The organism is Aquabacterium sp., assembly GCF_048860245.1.
In the GTDB taxonomy this organism is placed as follows: domain Bacteria; phylum Pseudomonadota; class Gammaproteobacteria; order Burkholderiales; family Burkholderiaceae_C; genus Aquabacterium.
Window position 1 is genome coordinate 15,935 of record NZ_JBLIZW010000012.1, and the last position, 18,696, is coordinate 34,630.

An 18,696-nucleotide genomic window follows, 5' to 3' on the forward strand; every position below is an offset into this window, starting at 1 on the left:
GGCCTCTCTTTGTAGGGATTTGAGGTGATAACTGACGCATATCACGTTAAACACCTAGACTGGGCCGCTCTGATTGAAGGAGGAGAAGCAAGCATGAAGAGATTCAACCGCAGTTTGTCCACGCTGATTCTGGCTTTGGCAACCATGGGGGCGCCTACCCTGGCCTTGGCCGACGCCGCCCAGATCAAGACGCAGGTGCCGGGCTGGTACCGTCACATGGTGGGGCAGTTCGAGGTGACCGCGCTCTACGACGGTCAAATCATGCTCGATACCAAATTGCTCAAGGGCGCGACGTCCGCCCAGATTCGCCAGCATTTGCAGGACGCCTTCCGCACGTCGCCGACCCCCACGGCCGTGATTGCCTACCTGGTCAACACGGGCGACAAACTGGTGTTGGTGGATGCGGGCGCGGCCAAGGTGTTTGGTCCGACCTTGGGGAATGTGCTGGCCAATATCAAGGCGGCAGGTTACGACCCCGCTCAAATTGATGCCGTGTTGCTGACCCATTTGCACGGTGACCACGTGGGTGGCTTGCTCACCCCCGAGGGGCAGGTGGCGTTTCCGAAGGCACGTGTCTTCGTTGCCAAGACCGATGCAGATTACTGGCTGAGCGCCGACAACATGGCCAAAGCCCCTGAGTCTGCGCGAGGGTTCTTTCAGATCCCGCAGACCGCTGTGGCCCCCTACGCCAAAGACGGTCGCCTGACCACCTACGAAGGGACGGCTGAGATCCTGCCTGGCATCAAGCCCATCAGTACCAACGGCCACACACCTGGACACACCAGCTACCTGTTTGAGTCCCGTGGACAAAAGTTGCTGGTCTGGGGTGACATCGTTCACAACGTCGCCGTTCAGATGCCGCAGCCGGAGGTCACCATCGAGTTCGACACCTATCCCAAGCAGGCGTTGGCGACCCGGCTGAAGGTGTTGGGTTGGACGGCCAAGGACGCGCTCATGGTGGCGGGGGCGCATTTGCCGTTCCCGGGAATCGGGCACGTCCGTGCCGACGGACGTCATCGCTTCAGCTGGGTACCGGCAGATTTCGCACCGATTCAGCCGTGACCAGCGGGGCGCTTGGCGCCCCTTTGCCGCGCCTGCGCCCCCAATGCAGCGTCCGAGCAACGTGAAACTTTGCAACTAGGGGCAAGTTCTCTCGTTATTCCTCTGTGAGGGGCGCAGCGCGGTCCTATACTGACCGCTCAAGAAGACGGGCTCGTGCGGACAGCTCGTTGCGCGGGTTCCAAAGGGCTGACAAACGCCATGACTTCCAAATTGAAGATTGCAGGCTGGGTTGCGCTGGGTGCGCTGGCCGGTGGTTTGACCACCATGCAGTTCGGGGCGACCGCCCGAAATTCTGTGGCCCCCCTGCCGCTGGAAGAAATGCAGCAGCTCGCGGCGGTCTTCGGCATGATCAAGACCGACTATGTCGAACCGGTGGATGAGAAGAAGCTCATCAGCGATGCCATCGGTGGCATGGTGTCGGGGCTGGACCCGCACTCGGTCTATTTCGACAAGAATTCGTTCAAGGAATTCCGTGAAGGCACCACCGGCAAGTTTGTCGGGGTTGGCATCGAAATCGGGATGGAAGACGGTCTGGTCAAAGTCGTCTCGCCCATTGAAGGCTCCCCGGCTTTCCGTGCAGGCCTCAAGACGGGCGACCTGATCACCAAGATCGACGACACCTTCGTCAAGGGTCTGACCATGGATCAGGCCGTCAAGCGCATGCGCGGCGAGCCCAACACCAAGGTGATCCTGACGGTGTTCCGCAAGGCTGAAAACCGCAGCTTCCCCGTGACCATCGTCCGCGAAGAGATTCGTGTTCAGAGCGTGCGCGCCAAGATGGTCGAGCCCGGTTATGGCTGGGTCCGTGTCAGTCAGTTCCAAGACCGCACGGTGGAAGATTTCGTGGCCAAGGTCAATGCCTTGTACAAGGAAGATCCCAAGCTGAAGGGCTTGGTGCTGGACCTCCGCAATGATCCGGGTGGTTTGCTGGAAGGGGCGATTGCCATTTCGTCGGCTTTCTTGCCCAAGGATGTGCCCGTGGTGTCGACCAACGGCCAATTGCCAGAGTCCAAGGCGATCTTCAAGGCGCGAGCCGAAGACTACTCGCGCCGCTACGGCTCTGACCCGCTGGCCAAGCTGCCCGCCGCGTTGAAGTCCATCCCGCTGGTCGTGCTGGTGAACGAAGGGTCTGCTTCGGCGTCCGAAATCGTTTCCGGCGCGCTGCAGGATCACAAGCGCGCCGTCATTATGGGTGGCCAGACCTTCGGCAAGGGCTCGGTGCAGACCGTGCGTCAACTGACGGCCGAAACCGCGCTCAAGATCACCACGGCGCGTTACTACACACCGAGCGGCCGCTCCATTCAGGCCAAGGGCATCGTGCCTGACGTGATGGTGGATGAAAGCGCCGACGGCAATCTGTACTCGGCCCTGCGCGTGCGCGAAGCCGACCTTGAAAAGCACATCGGCAGCGGCCAAGGCACCGAAGTGAAGGATGAAGCGCGCGAAAAGGCGCGTGAAGAAGCCATCAAGAAGCTGGAAGAGTCCACCAGCAAGAAGGCCGAACCCAAGCCTCTGCCTGAGTTTGGCTCTGCCGAAGACTTCCCGCTGCAGCAAGCGTTGAATCAACTCAAGGGCAAGCCCGTTCAGGTGTCCAAGACCATGACCGAGCGCAAGCCTGAGGACAGCAAGGCTCAGTAATCACCATGGACCCGTGCCTGCGCACGGGGTGAGATTGTTGGACGACGATCAACAGCTTCGATACAGCCGCCACCTCCTGTTGGATGAGTGGTCGGAGGCCGCGCAAGAGCGCCTGTTGTCCGCGCATGCGCTGGTCATCGGTGCGGGCGGCCTGGGTGCTCCGGCATTGATGTATCTGGCGTCGGCCGGTGTGGGACGTATCACGGTCATGGATCCTGATACGGTCGACCTGACCAATCTGCAGCGACAAATTGCGCACACCACCGACCGCGTGGGGCAGGCCAAGGTGCTGTCTGCGCAGTTGGCCATCGCGCAACTCAATCCGGGTGTGCGGGTGCATGCCATCGCGCAAGCGGCGGATGACGCCTTGCTGGCCGAATGGGTGCCGCAGGCCGATGTCGTGCTGGACTGCACCGACCGTTTCGCCATCCGTCAGACCATCAACCGCGCCTGCCGTCAGGCGGGGGTGCCTCTGGTGTCGGCGTCTGCGGTGCGCTTTGATGGGCAAATCAGTGTGTTTGACCCGCGGGTGCCCGAGGCCCCTTGCTACGCCTGCCTGTTCCCTCCTGACGCGCCACCGGAAGAAACCCGTTGTGCCATGTTGGGCGTGTTCGCGCCCGTGGTCGGCATGATGGGCGTCATGCAGGCGGGCGAGGCCATCAAACTGCTGGCTGGGTTGACCGAGGCGGGGGCGCCCGGTCATCACCAAAGTCTGGCGGGCCGATTGTTGATATTCGATGGACGCGATTGGTCCTGGACCGCCATGCGCGCGCGCCGGAACCCCATGTGTCCGGTGTGTGGCACGCCGCCGCCCACCCGAGACTGACTTCACTACAAGAAGAGAGGCAGACGATGAACAATCCCAAAGAACTGCACGGCCGCAACTTCCCCACCGCTGGCCAGGATGCGCTCAACGCCAGTCGCCCTTCTTTGTATGGCGGTGATGACAGCAGTTACGAGTTGGCTTTCACGGACAGCGACTTTCTGCTTCACCCCGATCTGCGTCCTGTGCGCATGCAACTGGAGTTGCTCAAGCCAGAAATGGTTCAGCGTGAGGAGGGGGTCGAGTCCACCATCGTGGTGTTTGGCAGCGCACGCATCCTCCCCGCAGACGAATCACAAGCTCGCTTGCGTGCGGCCATGGATCTGCCGGACGGACCTGAGCGAGATCTGGCTGTTCGTCAGGCACAGCGTCAGGTCGACATGTCGCGCTACTACGAGGAGGCCCGAGCCTTCTCGGCGCTGGTCACCAACAACTCCGCCAAGCTCGACAACCCCATCTACGTCGTGACGGGCGGGGGGCCAGGTGTCATGGAGGCGGGTAATCGTGGCGCGCACGAAGTCGGTGGCAAGAGCATTGGGCTCAACATCGTGCTGCCCCACGAACAAGAGCCCAACCCTTACATCACCCCCAAACTGTGCTTCCAGTTCCATTACTTTGCCCTACGCAAGATGCACTTCCTGATGCGCTCGGTCGCGCTGGTGTGTTTCCCAGGTGGCTTCGGGACGCTGGATGAGCTGTTTGAAACCCTGACCCTGATTCAAACCGGCAAATGCCGCAAGCGTCCTGTGCTGCTGTTCGGGCGCGAGTTCTGGACCAAACTGATCAACTTCGATTACCTGGTCGAAACCGGCATGATCAGCCCCCAAGACTTGGGACTTTTCCACTACGTCGAGACCGCCGACGAGGCTTGGGCAACGTTGCAGAAGGTCTACGGCCTGGGTCAACCCGATGCGGATATCGCCTGCGGCTGGTAAGGTGAAGGCGTCTTGACTGAGACGTCCTGCGCCGTGACACAGATCCACTTGCCAGACGCTGCCAGCGTACGATTGATCGGGGTGCCGACAGACATCGGCGCGAGCATGCGCGGGGCCTCGCTGGGGCCCGATGCGTTGCGCGTGGCCGGCTTGCCGGACGCACTGGCCCGGCTGGGCCTGTCCGTACAGGACGCAGGCAATGTCCAGGGCCCCCCTAATCCATGCCACCCGCCCCAGGACGGCTATCGCCATCTTGCTGAATGTGTGGCCTGGAATCGGGGCGTCTATCAGCAAGTCGCAGAAGCTTTGGCGGCCCGAGACATCCCCATGGTGCTGGGGGGCGATCACAGCGTGGCGGTGGGCTCCATTGGCGCGGTCGCGCAGCATTGCCGCGCCACCGGGCAACACCTGCGGGTGATCTGGCTGGATGCGCACGCCGACTTCAACACCAGTGACATCACCCCCAGTGGCAACCTGCATGGCATGCCAGTGGCCATTTTGTGTGGGCATGGCCCGCGTGAATTGCTGGCTGTGGCGGCGGGTGTGATGGACCGGGATGCGGATTTGTCGCCTGCCTTGGCGGCGGAGCAGATCCGGCAGGTGGGTGTGCGCAGCGTGGATCCGCTGGAGCGCCGCTTTGTGCATGCGGCAGGGCTCGAGGTGTTCGACATGCGGCATCTGGATGAAGTGGGCATGCGCCACGTGATGCAGCAGGCTTTGCTCGGCGTCGATGAGCACACGCATCTCCACGTGAGTTTCGATGTCGACTTTCTGGATCCGGACATCGCGCCGGGGGTGGGGACGCCCGTGCGAGGCGGGCCGACTTACCGCGAAGCGCAGCTCTGCATGGAAATGCTGGCAGATACCGGACGGGTGGCGTCGATGGACATCGTTGAATTGAACCCGGCGCGTGACATTCAGAACCGAACGGCGGAACTGGTGGTGGATTTGGTGGAAAGCCTCTTCGGCAAGTCCACCTTGATGCGTCGTCGATCCTGAGGGGCGTTCCCGATTCAGTTCGGGCTGGCCGACCCGATTCAAACAGCATGCACTCAAATACCAAAACAGCCCTTGTACTCACTGGTGGTGGGGCGCGTGCGGCCTATCAGGTCGGGGTCTTGCAAGCATTGCAACTGATTCGCCGTGACGTGGGTGAGCGTCGGCGGGGCAACCCCTTCCAGATCATTTGCGGGACATCGGCTGGGGCCCTCAATGGCATGGCCCTGGCGTGTCAGGCCGATCATTACGAATTGGCCTTGCGCACCATGGTGGATGTGTGGCGCGACTTCCGTGCCGAGCAGGTCTATCGGGCCGACTCGCTTGGCATCATGCAGACGGGTGCCAAGTGGCTGGCGCTGTTCTCTTTAGGGTGGGCGGTGGCGCGGTGGCGGCGCATGCGGCCTCGGTCCTTGCTGGACAACAGTCCCTTGCAAGAACTGTTGCCGCAGTTGATGCAGGTCGACCGCTTGCCCAAGCTCATGGCTGAGGGACACCTGGATGCCGTGGCCGTGTCGGCCTCCAGTTACACCACAGGGGAGCACGTCACGTTCTACGACTGCGCGAGCGAAGTGTCGCCTTGGACCCGATCCCAGCGCATGAGCGTGCGTGACCAACTGACCGTTGACCACCTGCTGGCGTCGGCCGCCATTCCGTTCGTGTTTCCCTCCGTGCCGCTGACGGTGGGCGGGCAGCCTCAGTACTTTGGCGACGGCTCCATGCGCCAAGCCGCTCCGATCTCGCCGGCCATTCATCTGGGTGCCGACCGCATCCTGGTCGTGGGAGCAGGGCGCTTGCACGAGCCGCCTGCCACCCGTCCCACCGTGGCCGAGTACCCCAACCTCGCGCAGATCGCCGGTCACGCCATGTCCAGCATCTTTCTGGATGCACTGGCGGTCGACATCGAGCGCATGCGCCGCATCAATCACACCCTGAGCTTGCTGACGCCTGAGCAGCGTGCGCAGACCAGCTTGCGTCCGGTGGACATCCTGGTGATTGCACCCAGTCAGCGCATTGACGACATCGCCGCCAAACATTTGTGGGCCCTGCCGCCAGCGGTGCGTGCCATGCTGCGTGCGGTGGGTGTGTATGGGCAGGGCAAGACCGCACGCGGCACAGCCCTGGCGAGTTACCTGCTGTTCGAGTCGTCCTTCACCCGCGAGCTGATGCACCTGGGCTTCACCGACGCCCTGGCGCGCCGCGATGAGGTGGAGCGCTTCTTTGGTTGGCGGCAGGAGCAGCCCCAAGGTGAGGCGGCCCCTTTACATGGGATTGAGACAGTGCTAAAGTAGAGAGCTTCGCTTTGTAAAGGCGAGGATTAGTTCTTTCCTGAAAGGTCTCAACATGTACGCGGTCGTAAAAACCGGTGGCAAGCAATACAAGGTTGCTGCTGGCGAAAAGATTAAAGTAGAACAGATTGCTGCGGAAGTTGGCCAAGAGATCGTGATCGACCAGGTTCTGGCAGTCGGCTCCGGCGCTGAACTCAAGGTTGGTACGCCTCTGGTGGCTGGCGCAACCGTCAAGGCAGTCGTGGTGGCTCATGGTCGTCACGACAAGGTCCGCATCTTCAAGATGCGCCGCCGTAAGCACTACCAAAAGCGCCAAGGCCACCGTCAGAATTTCACCGAGCTGCAAATCAGCTCCGTGAACGCCTGATCTCGCGCCTTCATCGTCTAACTTCAGTCACCAAGGAGCAGATCCATGGCACAGAAAAAAGGCGGCGGTTCCACGCGGAACGGCCGTGACTCGCAACCAAAGATGCTGGGCGTGAAGGCCTTCGGCGGTCAAGTGATCTCCGCTGGTTCCATCATCGTCCGTCAACGCGGCACCCGTTTCCACGCTGGTGCTAACGTCGGCACCGGCCGCGACCACACGCTGTTCGCACTGGTCGACGGTACCGTGTCGTTCGCGACCAAGGGTTCTCTGAACCGCAAGACCGTGATCGTGACCCCCGTCTGATCTCGGCGATCAAGTGGCCCTTCAGTGGGCTGCTGAACCAAAGCCCCGGCATGCCGGGGCTTTTGTGTTTGGGTGCCACGTTCTGTGGCATCGATTCTGTTTTCTCTCTGTCAGAGGCGGGATAATCCCAGCTTCTGCTCAAGCAAGGACACCCGTCTCATGAAATTCGTCGATGAAGCCACCATTGATGTGGCCGCCGGTAACGGTGGTAGCGGATGCATCAGCTTCCGTCGTGAGAAGTTCATTCCCTTCGGCGGCCCCAACGGGGGCGACGGCGGGCGAGGCGGGCACGTCTATGTGGTCGCAGACCGCAACATCAACACGCTGATTGACTACCGCTACGCGCGCCGTCACGAAGCCCGCAACGGCGAACAAGGCCGTGGCTCCGATCAGTTTGGTGCCGCCGGCGAAGACATCGTGCTGCGCATGCCCGTGGGCACCATCATCCGCAACGCCGAAACAGGCCAATTGATGATGGAGTTGCTGGAGCACGGCGAAAAGCGCCTGCTGGCCAAGGGCGGTGACGGCGGCTTCGGCAACCTGCACTACAAGACCGCCACCAACCGTGCGCCCCGCAAGAAGACGCCGGGCTGGCCTGGCGAGGCATACAAGCTCAAGCTCGAACTGCGCGTGCTGGCCGATGTGGGCCTGCTGGGCATGCCGAATGCCGGCAAGTCGACCCTGATCGCTGCCATCTCGAACGCCCGTCCCAAGATCGCCGACTACCCCTTCACGACCCTCCACCCCAACCTGGGTGTGGTGCGCGTGGGGCCGGAAAAGAGCTTTGTGGTTGCCGACATTCCTGGTCTGATCGAAGGCGCCTCCGAGGGGGCTGGTCTGGGTCACCAGTTCCTGCGCCACCTGCAGCGCACCCGCGTGCTGTTGCACGTGATCGACCTGGCTCCGTTTGACGACACCGATCCCGTGCAGCAAGCCCGCGCCATCGTCAACGAGCTCAAGATCTACGACGATGAGCTGTACAACAAGCCACGCTGGCTGGTGCTCAACAAGCTGGACATGATCCCCGAAGCCGAGCGCATGACGCGCGTGCTGGAGTTCGTGCGCCGCTATGGCTGGAAGGGCCCTGTCTTCCAGATCTCGGCCTTGACCCGTCAAGGTTGCGAGCAGCTGGTGCAGACCATTTACCAGCACGTGGCCAGCATGCAGGAGCACCATGAAGAAGCGGACATTCGCTTTGACGTGGAGGCCAGCCTGCCCATGGCCAGCGATCTGGTGGCGCGTGCCGGCTTGGAGTACGACGACGATCTGACCGCTCTGATCAAGCCGAAACAGGCAGCCGGTGCGACCAAGAAGGCCGCTGCCAAGAAGCCTGCTGCGAAGAAGGCGCCCGCCAAGAAGGTCGCGGCAAAGAAGGTTGCAGCCAAGACGGCAGTTGTCAAAAAAGCAGCGCCGAAGGCCGCAGCGGTGACCCCGGTCGTGGCCAAACCGGCTGCGGACAAGGCCCCGGCCAAGAAGGCCCCCGCCAAAAAGGTGGCCGCTAAAAAGGCCGCAGTGAAAACTGCTGTGGTGAAGAAGGCTGCCGCGCCGAAGGTGGTGGCGACCCAGAAAGCCGCACCGGCCAAAAAGGCGGCTGTGAAGGTGGCATCAGCCATCAAGAAGGCCGCAGCCAAGCCTGTGACGCCCGCCAAGAAGGTCGCAGTGAAGCCGGCTGCCAAGAAGGCTGTGGTGACCAAGGTGGCAACGAAAAAGGCAGCCGCCCCCAAAGTGGCCGCGAAGAAAGCCGTTGCAGTCAAGAAGGCGGCCGTGAAGAAGGTCGCTGCCAAGAAGGTGGTCGCCAAGAAAGCAGCCACCAAGAAGACCGCACGCTGATCCCCTGTCCCTGATCCTTGCCTGACCCGACCGAGTCCCGCCCATGAACGATGTGTTGAAGAACGCCCGCCGCATTGTGGTCAAGGTGGGTTCCAGTCTGGTCACCAATGAAGGCAAGGGCGTCGATGCCGAAGCCATCGGCACCTGGTGCCGGCAGATGGCGGCACTGGCCCACGATGGTCGCGAGGTCATCATGGTCTCCAGTGGGGCCATTGCCGAAGGTATGAAGCGATTGGGGTGGGCCACACGTCCCAAGGAAATCCACGAACTGCAGGCCGCCGCCGCCGTGGGCCAGATGGGGCTGGCGCAGATGTACGAAACCAAGCTGCGTGAACACGGCATGGGCAGCGCTCAGGTGCTGCTGACGCACGCAGACCTGGCCGACCGCGAGCGTTACCTCAATGCCCGTTCCACCCTGCTGACGCTCCTGTCGCACAAGGTGGTGCCGGTCATCAACGAAAACGACACCGTGGTCACCGACGAGATCAAGTTCGGGGACAACGACACCTTGGGGGCCCTGGTGGCCAACCTGGTCGAGGCCGATGCCCTCGTGATCCTCACCGATCAGAAGGGCCTGTACAGCGCCGATCCTCGCAAGGACCCGGCGGCCCGGTTCATTGACGTTTGCACGGCGGGGGACCCCGCTCTGGAGCAAATGGCCGGTGGAGCAGGCTCGCGTGTGGGCACGGGCGGCATGATCACCAAAGTGCTGGCGGCCAAGCGCGCGGCTGGCAGCGGGGCCTCGACGGTCATCGCCTGGGGGCGTGAACCTGACGTGCTGGTGCGCCTGACGCAGGGTGAGGCCATTGGCTCCCTGTTCGTGGCCGATACCGCCAAACTGACCGCACGCAAGCAATGGATGGCAGATCACCTGCAATTGCGTGGCGCGGTCATCGTGGACGATGGCGCGGTGCGCAAACTGCGCGACGAAGGCGCCAGCCTGCTGCCCATCGGCATGACCGAGGTCGTGGGCGAGTTCTTCCGTGGTGATGTCATCGCCGTGCGTAACAGCCAAGGGCAGGACGTGGCCCGTGGCTTGGCCAACTACGCCAGCAGCGAGGCACGCCTGATCGCGCGCAAGGCGTCGGGCGAGATCGAGGCGGCGCTGGGCTTCAGCCATGAGCCTGAAATGATCCATCGGGACAACCTCGTCCTGGCCTGATCCCCCCGGAACAGGGTCATATCAGGGTAGATCCTGCCCTGTGAGCGCCACTTCTCCACGTAAAAAGCCATCCGTGCTTATTTCACGTGATCCTGCCCGAGGAGGCTCTCCATGTCCCTGATGACCCGCGTTGTTCTTCGTTCGACTCCCTTGGCCTTGGCTGCTGTTGCGCTCCTGAGCGCCGGTGCCGCACAGGCCAAGAGCCTGGTGTGTGTGTGGGACGTGGCTGGTAAAACCGGTGACGTGTACGCTGGCGCCACCGACTATGCCGTGGCCATGCAAAAGAACGGCGCCGATCTGGAGCTCAAGAGCTACGTGGACGAACGCGTTGCCATCGAGGACTTCCGCTCCGGCCAATGTGATGCCGTGATCGCCACCGCCTTCCGCACCCGTCCGTTCAACAGCGTGGCTGCCACGCTCGACAGCATCGGCTCCACCACCATCGTCAAGAACGGCAAGGTGGACATCGACGCCGGCTACGAAGTCGTGCGCAAGGTCATCCAGGTGTTTGCTGATCCCAAGGCTGGCAAGCTGATGGTCGAAGGCAACTACGAAGTCGGTGGCATCTTCCCGCTGGGCGCCGCGTACCCCATGGTGCGTGACCGCAAGATCAACACCGTCGAAGGCCTGTCGGGCAAGAAGATCGCTGCCTTTGACTACGACAAGGCCCAGGGCGTGATGATTCAGCGCATTGGCGCGCAGCCGGTGTCGGTGGATGTGACCAACATCGGTCCCAAGTTCAACAATGGCTTTGTCGACATGGTGACCCTGCCGGCCGTGGCTTTCAAGCCCTTCGAGTTGTCCAAGGGCATTGGCAGCCAGGGTGGCATTGGTCGCCTGCCCATCGTGATCCCCACGGTGCAAGTGATCCTCAACAAGGCCAAGTTCCCCGAAGGCTTTGGCGAGAAGTCGCGTCAGTATTGGCTGTCGCAGTTCGACCGCGCGCTGAGCATCGTGCGCACGGCCGAAAAGGGCATTCCCGCATCGATGTGGCAAGACCTGCCTGCCGAGAGCATCCCCAAGTACGCGCTGATGTTCCGCGAGTCGCGCATCGAGATTGCCAAGCTGGGCTTCTACAACAAGACCGGTCTGAACATCATCAAGAAGGCCCGCTGCAGCGTGAACCCCTCGGATGCCGAGTGCGCCACCCCACGTGAAGTGGAATAAGTCAGCCGGGTGTGCCGGGTCAAGGCCCGGCCCCTGACAAACAAAGAGCCCGTGTCAGCGATGACCGGGCTCTTGTTTTTGGGGCGGTGTCAGCGAAGGTTCAGCGCTCGGCCATGTGATCATGGTCCAGATGCAGGGCGTTCGCCTCTTCGGGGTGGGCGTCGTCGGGCATCAGCAAGTCCGTGTCCCGTCGCATGCCCATGCGCACATGGCCGCGCAAGAAGCGGTTGGTGTGTGGCTGAGGGCGAGGCAGGAAGCGAGCCAACTCTTGCAGGGCCATCTCGTAGACGCCCCGCTTGAACTCGATCACGCTTTCCAGCGGCACCCAGTATTCGTGCCAACGCCAGGCATCGAATTCGGGATGACTGGTGGCACGCAAATTCATGTCGGAATCCCGACCCATCAATTGCAGCAGGAACCAGATCTGTTTCTGGCCCTTGTAATGGCCGCGTGCATCCTTGCGAATGAAGTGCTGAGGCACCTCATAGCGCAGCCAATCACGGGTTCTGGCGATGATGCGGACGTGGTCGGGCAGCAAGCCCACTTCTTCGTGGAGCTCGCGGTACATCGCCTGCTCTGGCGACTCACCGTGTTTGATGCCGCCCTGAGGAAACTGCCAGGAATGGGTGCGAATGCGCTTGCCCCAGAAGACCTGGTTACGGTGATTGAGCAGGATGATGCCGACGTTCGGCCGAAAGCCTTCACGGTCGAGCATAATCAACTCCAAATTTTCAACTAGATTCATTATTGCACCGCATTGCCGTGCTCGACTAGAGCGATTGCCCTGACAGGCGGCCTGCGGTGCGTTTTCATGCCATGAAAGCCTCTCAGTTCTTCATTTCCACCCTCAAGGAAGCTCCCGCTGACGCAGAAATCGTCAGCCACAAGCTGATGATGCGTGCCGGCCTGATCAAAAAGCTGGGCGCCGGTCTGTACAACTACATGCCGATGGGCCTGCGCACCATCCGCAAGGTGGAAAACATCATCCGCGACGAGCTGAACAAGGCTGGCTGCGTCGAGCTGACCATGCCGGTGGTGCAGCCCGCCGAGCTGTGGGCGGAAACCGGCCGTTTCGAGAAGATGGGCGAGGAAATGCTGCGGTTCAAGGACCGCCATGGCCGCGACTTCGTCATCCAGCCGACGGCCGAAGAAGTCATCACCGACATTGCTCGCCAGGAGCTGCGCAGCTACCGTCAGTTGCCCAAGAACTTCTACCAGATTCAGACCAAGTTCCGTGACGAGCGTCGCCCTCGCTTTGGGGTGATGCGTGGCCGCGAGTTCACGATGAAGGACGCGTACTCTTTTGACCGTGATGTCGAGAGCGCAGGCAAGACCTACGACGCCATGTATGCGGCCTACACCCGCATCTTCGAGCGTCTGGGCTTGCAGTTCCGTGCCGTGGCTGCCGACACGGGCGCCATCGGGGGCGATCGTTCGCATGAGTTCCAGGTGATCGCCGACACGGGTGAAGACGCCATCGTCTACTGTCCCACCAGCGACTACGCCGCCAACATCGAACTGGCCGAAGCCGTGGGCCTGTTGGCCGAGCGTGGCGCCGCCAACGTGGCCCTGCAAAAGGTGGCCACCCCCGGCAAGAGCACCTGCCCGGATGTGGCAGCCTTGCTGGGCTTGCCCCTGAGCCAGACCGTCAAATCGCTGGTACTGGCCACCGACGACACCAACGAGCAAGGCGAGATCGTCAAGTCCACCATCTGGCTGCTGCTGGTGCGTGGCGACCACGACCTCAACGAAGTCAAGGCGGGCAAGATCCAGCTGGCCGATGGTTCGGGCCTCAAGGCGGGTTTCCGCTTTGCCACCGAGTCGGAAATCGTGGCCCATTTCGGCACCAAGCCGGGTTACCTGGGCCCCATTGGTGTCCAGAACGTCAAGGTCATCGCCGACCGCACCGTGGCCAATATGTCGGACTGGGTGTGTGGCGCCAACGAAGAAGGCTTCCACATCCAGGGCGTGAACTGGGGGCGTGACCTGCCCGAGCCCGATCTGGTGGCCGACATCCGCAATGTGGTGGAGGGCGATCCTTCGCCAGACGGCAAGGGCGTGCTGGCCATCCAGCGTGGCATCGAAGTGGGGCACGTGTTCTACCTGGGTACCAAGTACTCCAAGTCCATGAATGCCACCTTCCTGGATGTGGATGGCAAGCCCAAGCATTTCGAAATGGGTTGTTACGGCATCGGTGTGACCCGCATCCTGGGTGCGGCCATCGAGCAGAAGCACGACGACCGCGGCATCATCTGGCCGGATTCGATCGCCCCGTTCACCGTGGTGATCTGCCCGGTGGGCTACGACCGCTCCGAGGCCGTCAGGGCGGCGGCCGATGAGTTGCACGCGCAACTGCTGGCCCAGGGCGTGGACGTCATCCTGGATGACCGTGGCGAGCGCCCCGGTGCCATGTTTGCCGACTGGGAGCTGATTGGCGTGCCGCACCGCGTGGTCTTTGGCGACAAGGGCCTCAAGGAAGGCGTGGCCGAGTACCAAGGCCGTCAGGATGCCGAAGCCAGCAAGCTGCCTGTGGGCGATGTGCTGGGTCACTTGATGGCACGCCTGCAGAACGCCTGACAAGGCGGCCACCTGGGCGTACCATCTGGAAATGGTGTCAGTTTTGCGTGTGATGCGCGCGTGGCGCGCGGCCCTGCTTACCTCGATGTGGATCGCAGGTGGGCTGCCGCATGCCTGGGCTGGCGCCCAGATTGAAGAGCCCTTGGCCGACTCGGTGCGGTCGGCCCTGTCGGCGGCCGTGGGGCGGGGCGAGCCGCCCAAGCTGGTGTTTGCCGATGACGTTCAGCGTCGCCAGTGCGAGCGCTGGTCGGTGGCGCAGGAAGACCGCCTCATCAAACGCAAGCCCGAGCAACTGGTGCGCATGGAGTTCCTGAACACCGTGTGCTACGAGGCCAAACGCGCGGGGCTGGAACCTTCGCTGGTACTGGGCCTGATTCAGGTGGAAAGTGGGTTTCGCAAGTACGCCATCTCGCCTGTGGGGGCGCGGGGCTACATGCAGATCATGCCGTTTTGGGCGCGCACCATTGGCAACGGCGATCCGGCCAGCCTGTTTCACATGCAGACCAACATTCGGTTTGGCTGTGTGATCTTGCGGCATTACCTGGATCGCGAAAAGGGCAATCTCTTTTATGCGCTGGGCCGATACAACGGCAGCCGTGGGCGTGCCGAGTATCCGAACATGGTCACTGCGGCGGCGCGAGGCTGGCGTCAGCTTGACGGTTTGGTGGGCACACGCGTGGCAGACGCCCGCAGCGGTGCGGGCGTCAATACCATCGCCTGGTCTGGTCGCTGAACGGCGTCAGAGCCCCTGCCACGCCTGTGGTTGGGCTTGCTCGATCTGAACGAGGCTGAGCACCCTCTCCACCGTGTCCTGCACCAGTTCGTCAATGCTTTGCGGGCGGTGGTAGAACGCTGGCAGAGGCGGGAACACAATGCCGCCCATCTCGGTCACCGACGTCATGTTGCGCAGGTGCGCAAGGTTGAAGGGCGTTTCTCGCACCATCAGCACCAGGCGGCGGCGCTCTTTCAGCGTCACATCGGCCGCGCGGGTCAGGAGGTTGTCGCCCAGGCCATGCGCCACGGCGGCCAGCGTCTTCATGCTGCACGGCGCGATCACCATGGCATCGGTCATGAAGCTGCCACTGGCAATGCAGGCGCCCACATCACCCGGAGCGTGGGCCTGATCGGCCAAGGCTTCCAGGGCTGTGCGGTCCAGGCCCAGTTCGTGGTGCGCATTCAGGATGCCTGCGGGCGTGGCCACCAGGTGGGTTTGCACGCCCAGTTCACGGGCGCGCTGCAGCAGGCGCACGCCATAGACGGCGCCGCTGGCACCCGTGATCCCGACGATCAGTCGGCGGGGTCGTGTCATGGTGGCTTATTGGCCGCCAGCCAGGGTTTGTTGCAGTTCGCCAGCTTGGTACATCTCCATCATGATGTCCGAGCCACCGATGAACTCACCGTTGATGTACAGCTGAGGGATGGTGGGCCAGTTGGCGTACTCTTTGATGCCTTGGCGAATGGCTTCATCTTCCAGCACGTTGACCGTCTTCAGATCGGTCACGCCGCAGGCCTTCAGGATCTGGACAGCACGGCCCGAGAAGCCGCATTGGGGGAACTGTGCGGTGCCCTTCATGAACAGGACCACGTGATTGCCCTTGACCAACTCGTCGATGCGTTGTTGAACGTCGCTCATAAGAAACCAATGTCAAAAAAGAAAACAGGCCCGGTTATATCAGGCCTGCGGGGTTTCGGGGCGAGTGGGGCTGTTGATTGATGCGGCAGAAGGTGTAGTTCAGAAGGCGTATCCCACGGAAACCTTCACCAGCGGGCGCAGGCCCAGCCCTTGCACCAACTGACTGGTGTTGAGGTTGCCCTGCAGGGCATCGCCCAGACGATTCAGGGCGCCTGAGCGGGTGCCGATCAAACCCAGGTCGGCGTTGAACTGCCAGGCCGTGCTGGCCCCCGGTTTCTGAAAGCTGGCGGAGTAGCCCGCGCCGATGTAGGGGCTGGGCTGGTTGGTGGCGTCACCCGCTTGAGCATGCCCCAGAGACAGGCTGTCAAGGCGCTGCAAGCTGAGGTTGAGTCCCCCACCATGATCGGAGCCCGACCACCAGGCCTGGCTGGCGTCGCCTTGCACCACGCCCGCAGTGGCCCGGAACCCACCTTCCATGTAGTAGTCGGACAGGATGTGGAGGCTGCGCATGCGCAGGCCGGCCGGAACGGGTTGGGTCAGCACGAAACTGTCCTTGAGCGGGTTGACCGGTCGATCGATCACCACCCCGACGCGGCCTTCCCATTGTGGCCACAAGGTCTGGCCGGCCGCCTGCAGGCCGTTCGCGGCCTCTTTGCCTTGCACTTGCTGCCAGCCAATGCGCACGGTGGTGAGGCTGCCGGAGGTGGCCTGACGCAGGGCGTGTTCGGGACGGGGCACCATTTGGGCATGGGCCGCTGAGAGTGCCACAAGACTCAGGCACAGCGCCGGCAGCGCGCCACGCATCGGGTGCGGACAGGGCGGTGTGGTCGTGGTGTGTGCCATGGCGATCTCCTCAGGGACGTCTGGATGCTACGCCCCGGCCTGACCTTTGTGTGTGAGAGATGTGAGCGTTCGTCACCCCATTTTCAGTGTCTGGAAATGCCCCCGGTAGCAGGGCTTTCCCAGTGGGAGGGGGGAGGACTCAGGCAGGCCGGCGGCCGCCGGTGCAGCGTGGCTGCCCGCCCAGATCGAAGCGGGTGCTCACTTCTTCAAAGCCTTGCTGGCGCAGCAGGGCACCCACTTCGGGGGCCTGGTTGTAACCATGCTCCAGCAGCAGCCAGCCGCCTGGGGCCAGATGCGCGGGGGCTTGCGCCACGATGAGGCGAATGTCGTCCAGTCCATCGGGGCCAGAGGTCAGCGCCGTGATGGGTTCGTGCCGCAGCGCGGGGAGGTGAGGATCCCCCTCGGCGATGTAGGGTGGGTTGCTGACAATGAGATCAAAGCGCTCACCCGCCAGCGGTGTCAGCCAGGATCCCTGCAGGCCTCGCACTCGAAGGCCCAGTTGCCGGGCGTTGTCCAGCGCCACGGCCAGCGCACCGGCACTCGCGTCCACGGCTGTGATGTTTGCCTGGGGGCGAGCATGGGCCAAAGCCAGGGCAATGGCGCCGCTGCCGGTGCCCAAGTCCACCACACGGGCGGGGCCGGCTTCCGGGATGAGGCTCAAGGCCCACTCGACCAGTGTTTCGGTGTCGGGGCGGGGAATCAGGGTGTCGGGCGTGACCTTGAGGGTGAGACCGAAAAACTCTTTGTCGCCCAGCAGGTAGGCCAATGGTTCGCCGTCGGCGCGACGGCTCAGCCAGGACAGATAGCGGGTCAGGGGCCCTTCCGGCATGGCGTCCTGATCGTGCGAGAGCAACCACGTGCGCGTGCAGCCCAGCACCGTGCACAGCAGCAGGTGCGCGTCCAGGCGGTCCACACCCAAGGTGTGAGCGTGCGCCAGCGCACCGCCCACGGTCATGTTGACGTCAGACACCGGTTGATGCCTCCAGCTCCGCCAACTGGTCGGCCGCCTGCGCACCCAGCAGGGCGGCGACCACGTCGTCCAGATCACCTTCCATGATGGCAAGGAGCTTGTAAAGCGTCAGGTTGATGCGGTGGTCGGTCAGGCGCCCTTGCGGGAAGTTGTAGGTGCGGATGCGGTCAGAGCGGTCGCCGCTGCCGATCAGGCCTTTGCGCAAGGCCGCTTCCTTGGCAGCACGCTCGCTGCGTTCTTTTTCTTGCAGACGGGCTTGCAGCACCTGCAGGGCCTTGGCCTTGTTGCTGTGCTGGCTGCGGCCATCCTGGCATTCGGCCACCAACCCGGTGGGCAAGTGCACCACGCGCACGGCCGAATCTGTCTTGTTGATGTGCTGACCGCCCGCACCACTGGCCCGGAAGGTGTCGATGCGCAAATCGGCCGGGTTCAGGGTGATGGCGGCGGCCTCGTCGGGCTCCGGCATCACGGCCACGGTGCAGGCGCTGGTGTGGATGCGGCCCTGGGTCTCGGTGGCGGGGACGCGCTGCACACGGTGTCCGCCCGACTCGAACTTCATCTTGCCGTAGACGCCATCGCCTTCAAAGCGCAGGACCACTTCCTTGTAGCCACCCAGGTCGGACTCGCTGGCCGACATGATCTCGCTGCGCCAGCCCTGTCGTTCGGCATAGCGGGTGTACATGCGGGCGAGGTCGGCTGCAAACAGCGCCGACTCGTCGCCACCGGTGCCCGCACGGATTTCGATGAAGGCGTTGCGGACGTCGTCGGGGTCCTTAGGGAGCAGGGCGGTTTGCAGTTCGGCCACCAGGCGGTCGAGATCGGCCTCGGCTTGCGTGATCTCGTCTTGCGCCATGGCGCGCATGTCGGCGTCGTCGCCTGAATCGGCCAGCATGTCGCGCGCCGTGTCCAGATCCTGCTGGCGTTGGGTGTGGCGGCGAGCGAGGTCGCACACCCCGCTGACTTCGGCATGCTCGCGAGACAGCTCACGGAAACGCTTGTTGTCGGCCGCAACGACCGGGTCGGACAACGCCATGTCCAGCTCTTGCAGGCGGTGGGCCAGGCGTTCGAGCGAGGAGGCGAGAGACGGCGCCAGCACGGCGC

The 18,696-nt window shown here is 62.9% G+C and carries 18 protein-coding genes and 1 pseudogene; 13 read left to right on the forward strand and 6 right to left on the reverse strand.

What is annotated here, in order from left to right; all coding sequences use genetic code 11:
• Positions 1-93 precede the first annotated feature (93 nt).
• The 11 genes and pseudogenes from ACMV18_RS01400 (at position 94) to ACMV18_RS01450 (ending at position 11,572) form a co-directional block, all read left to right on the forward strand.
• The gene (locus ACMV18_RS01400) at positions 94-1,062 is read left to right on the forward strand and encodes an MBL fold metallo-hydrolase (protein ID WP_420816404.1); all 969 of its coding nucleotides are present in this window, start codon (positions 94-96) and stop codon (positions 1,060-1,062) included.
• 198 nt (positions 1,063-1,260) lie between these two features.
• Positions 1,261-2,700, forward strand: coding sequence for a S41 family peptidase (locus ACMV18_RS01405; RefSeq protein WP_420816405.1), 1,440 nt, complete (start codon positions 1,261-1,263; stop codon positions 2,698-2,700).
• A 37-nt stretch (positions 2,701-2,737) separates the two neighbouring features.
• Complete coding sequence (locus ACMV18_RS01410; RefSeq protein ID WP_420816406.1) at positions 2,738-3,526, forward strand: HesA/MoeB/ThiF family protein; 789 nt, start codon at positions 2,738-2,740, stop codon at positions 3,524-3,526.
• 26 nt (positions 3,527-3,552) lie between these two features.
• Positions 3,553-4,458, forward strand: a complete 906-nt coding sequence (locus ACMV18_RS01415; protein ID WP_420816407.1) for a TIGR00730 family Rossman fold protein — start codon at positions 3,553-3,555, stop codon at positions 4,456-4,458.
• A 105-nt stretch (positions 4,459-4,563) separates the two neighbouring features.
• Positions 4,564-5,457: an arginase gene (gene rocF / locus ACMV18_RS01420; RefSeq protein ID WP_420816424.1), complete on the forward strand. Its 894-nt coding sequence runs from the start codon at positions 4,564-4,566 to the stop codon at positions 5,455-5,457.
• A gap of 47 nt (positions 5,458-5,504) precedes the next feature.
• On the forward strand, positions 5,505-6,746 hold the full coding sequence (locus ACMV18_RS01425) for a patatin-like phospholipase family protein (protein WP_420816408.1): 1,242 nt from the start codon (positions 5,505-5,507) through the stop codon (positions 6,744-6,746).
• A 52-nt stretch (positions 6,747-6,798) separates the two neighbouring features.
• On the forward strand, positions 6,799-7,110 hold the full coding sequence (gene rplU, locus ACMV18_RS01430) for a 50S ribosomal protein L21 (RefSeq protein WP_420816409.1): 312 nt from the start codon (positions 6,799-6,801) through the stop codon (positions 7,108-7,110).
• 45 nt (positions 7,111-7,155) lie between these two features.
• On the forward strand, positions 7,156-7,413 hold the full coding sequence (gene rpmA / locus ACMV18_RS01435) for a 50S ribosomal protein L27 (protein ID WP_374255878.1): 258 nt from the start codon (positions 7,156-7,158) through the stop codon (positions 7,411-7,413).
• 159 nt (positions 7,414-7,572) lie between these two features.
• A pseudogene (gene cgtA, locus ACMV18_RS01440) lies at positions 7,573-8,679 on the forward strand (Obg family GTPase CgtA); the annotation flags it as partial.
• 607 nt (positions 8,680-9,286) lie between these two features.
• Positions 9,287-10,405: a glutamate 5-kinase gene (proB, locus tag ACMV18_RS01445; RefSeq protein ID WP_420816410.1), complete on the forward strand. Its 1,119-nt coding sequence runs from the start codon at positions 9,287-9,289 to the stop codon at positions 10,403-10,405.
• 111 nt (positions 10,406-10,516) lie between these two features.
• Entirely contained in the window at positions 10,517-11,572 is a 1,056-nt protein-coding gene (locus ACMV18_RS01450; RefSeq protein WP_374255881.1) for a putative solute-binding protein, read from the forward strand.
• A gap of 100 nt (positions 11,573-11,672) precedes the next feature.
• Here ACMV18_RS01450 and ACMV18_RS01455 read toward each other — a convergent pair whose 3' ends face one another.
• Positions 11,673-12,287 carry an RNA pyrophosphohydrolase gene (locus tag ACMV18_RS01455; protein ID WP_420816411.1) on the reverse strand — a complete coding sequence of 205 codons (615 nt, stop codon included), beginning with the start codon at positions 12,285-12,287 and terminating at the stop codon, positions 11,673-11,675.
• 101 nt (positions 12,288-12,388) lie between these two features.
• Between ACMV18_RS01455 and ACMV18_RS01460 the strand changes: the two genes are divergently transcribed.
• Together ACMV18_RS01460 and ACMV18_RS01465 are read left to right on the forward strand one after the other, a co-directional pair.
• Positions 12,389-14,149, forward strand: a complete 1,761-nt coding sequence (locus tag ACMV18_RS01460; protein WP_420816412.1) for a proline--tRNA ligase — start codon at positions 12,389-12,391, stop codon at positions 14,147-14,149.
• Positions 14,150-14,201: 52 nt separating this feature from the next.
• The gene (locus tag ACMV18_RS01465; RefSeq protein ID WP_420816413.1) at positions 14,202-14,882 is read left to right on the forward strand and encodes a lytic transglycosylase domain-containing protein; all 681 of its coding nucleotides are present in this window, start codon (positions 14,202-14,204) and stop codon (positions 14,880-14,882) included.
• Between the two features lie 6 nt (positions 14,883-14,888).
• Here the strand turns inward: ACMV18_RS01465 and ACMV18_RS01470 are convergent, their stop codons facing one another.
• The 5 genes from ACMV18_RS01470 to prfA form a co-directional block, all read right to left on the reverse strand.
• Positions 14,889-15,458 (reverse strand): UbiX family flavin prenyltransferase, encoded by a 570-nt coding sequence (locus ACMV18_RS01470; protein ID WP_420816414.1) that lies wholly within the window; start codon positions 15,456-15,458, stop codon positions 14,889-14,891.
• Between the two features lie 6 nt (positions 15,459-15,464).
• Positions 15,465-15,782 carry a Grx4 family monothiol glutaredoxin gene (gene grxD, locus ACMV18_RS01475; RefSeq protein ID WP_420816415.1) on the reverse strand — a complete coding sequence of 106 codons (318 nt, stop codon included), beginning with the start codon at positions 15,780-15,782 and terminating at the stop codon, positions 15,465-15,467.
• Positions 15,783-15,881: 99 nt separating this feature from the next.
• On the reverse strand, positions 15,882-16,625 hold the full coding sequence (locus ACMV18_RS01480; protein ID WP_420816416.1) for a hypothetical protein: 744 nt from the start codon (positions 16,623-16,625) through the stop codon (positions 15,882-15,884).
• 139 nt (positions 16,626-16,764) lie between these two features.
• A complete protein-coding gene (gene prmC / locus ACMV18_RS01485) occupies positions 16,765-17,580 on the reverse strand; it encodes a peptide chain release factor N(5)-glutamine methyltransferase (RefSeq protein ID WP_420816425.1) in 816 nt (271 codons plus the stop codon).
• A 7-nt stretch (positions 17,581-17,587) separates the two neighbouring features.
• Positions 17,588-18,688, reverse strand: coding sequence for a peptide chain release factor 1 (prfA, locus tag ACMV18_RS01490; RefSeq protein WP_374255977.1), 1,101 nt, complete (start codon positions 18,686-18,688; stop codon positions 17,588-17,590).
• Positions 18,689-18,696 lie beyond the last annotated feature (8 nt).

Bases quoted from the DNA above. Each gene is read 5' to 3' on its own strand.
- ACMV18_RS01400 (WP_420816404.1), top strand. From the start codon at position 94: ATGAAGAGATTCAACCGCAGTTTGTCCACGCTGATTCTGGCTTTGGCA.
- ACMV18_RS01405 (WP_420816405.1), top strand. From the start codon at position 1,261: ATGACTTCCAAATTGAAGATTGCAGGCTGGGTTGCGCTGGGTGCGCTG.
- ACMV18_RS01415 (WP_420816407.1), top strand. From the start codon at position 3,553: ATGAACAATCCCAAAGAACTGCACGGCCGCAACTTCCCCACCGCTGGC.
- rocF (WP_420816424.1), top strand. From the start codon at position 4,564: ATGCGCGGGGCCTCGCTGGGGCCCGATGCGTTGCGCGTGGCCGGCTTG.
- ACMV18_RS01425 (WP_420816408.1), top strand. From the start codon at position 5,505: ATGCACTCAAATACCAAAACAGCCCTTGTACTCACTGGTGGTGGGGCG.
- rplU (WP_420816409.1), top strand. From the start codon at position 6,799: ATGTACGCGGTCGTAAAAACCGGTGGCAAGCAATACAAGGTTGCTGCT.
- rpmA (WP_374255878.1), top strand. From the start codon at position 7,156: ATGGCACAGAAAAAAGGCGGCGGTTCCACGCGGAACGGCCGTGACTCG.
- proB (WP_420816410.1), top strand. From the start codon at position 9,287: ATGAACGATGTGTTGAAGAACGCCCGCCGCATTGTGGTCAAGGTGGGT.
- ACMV18_RS01450 (WP_374255881.1), top strand. From the start codon at position 10,517: ATGTCCCTGATGACCCGCGTTGTTCTTCGTTCGACTCCCTTGGCCTTG.
- ACMV18_RS01455 (WP_420816411.1), bottom strand. From the start codon at position 12,287: ATGCTCGACCGTGAAGGCTTTCGGCCGAACGTCGGCATCATCCTGCTC.
- ACMV18_RS01460 (WP_420816412.1), top strand. From the start codon at position 12,389: ATGAAAGCCTCTCAGTTCTTCATTTCCACCCTCAAGGAAGCTCCCGCT.
- ACMV18_RS01465 (WP_420816413.1), top strand. From the start codon at position 14,202: ATGCGCGCGTGGCGCGCGGCCCTGCTTACCTCGATGTGGATCGCAGGT.
- ACMV18_RS01470 (WP_420816414.1), bottom strand. From the start codon at position 15,458: ATGACACGACCCCGCCGACTGATCGTCGGGATCACGGGTGCCAGCGGC.
- grxD (WP_420816415.1), bottom strand. From the start codon at position 15,782: ATGAGCGACGTTCAACAACGCATCGACGAGTTGGTCAAGGGCAATCAC.
- ACMV18_RS01480 (WP_420816416.1), bottom strand. From the start codon at position 16,625: ATGGCACACACCACGACCACACCGCCCTGTCCGCACCCGATGCGTGGC.
- prmC (WP_420816425.1), bottom strand. From the start codon at position 17,580: ATGACCGTGGGCGGTGCGCTGGCGCACGCTCACACCTTGGGTGTGGAC.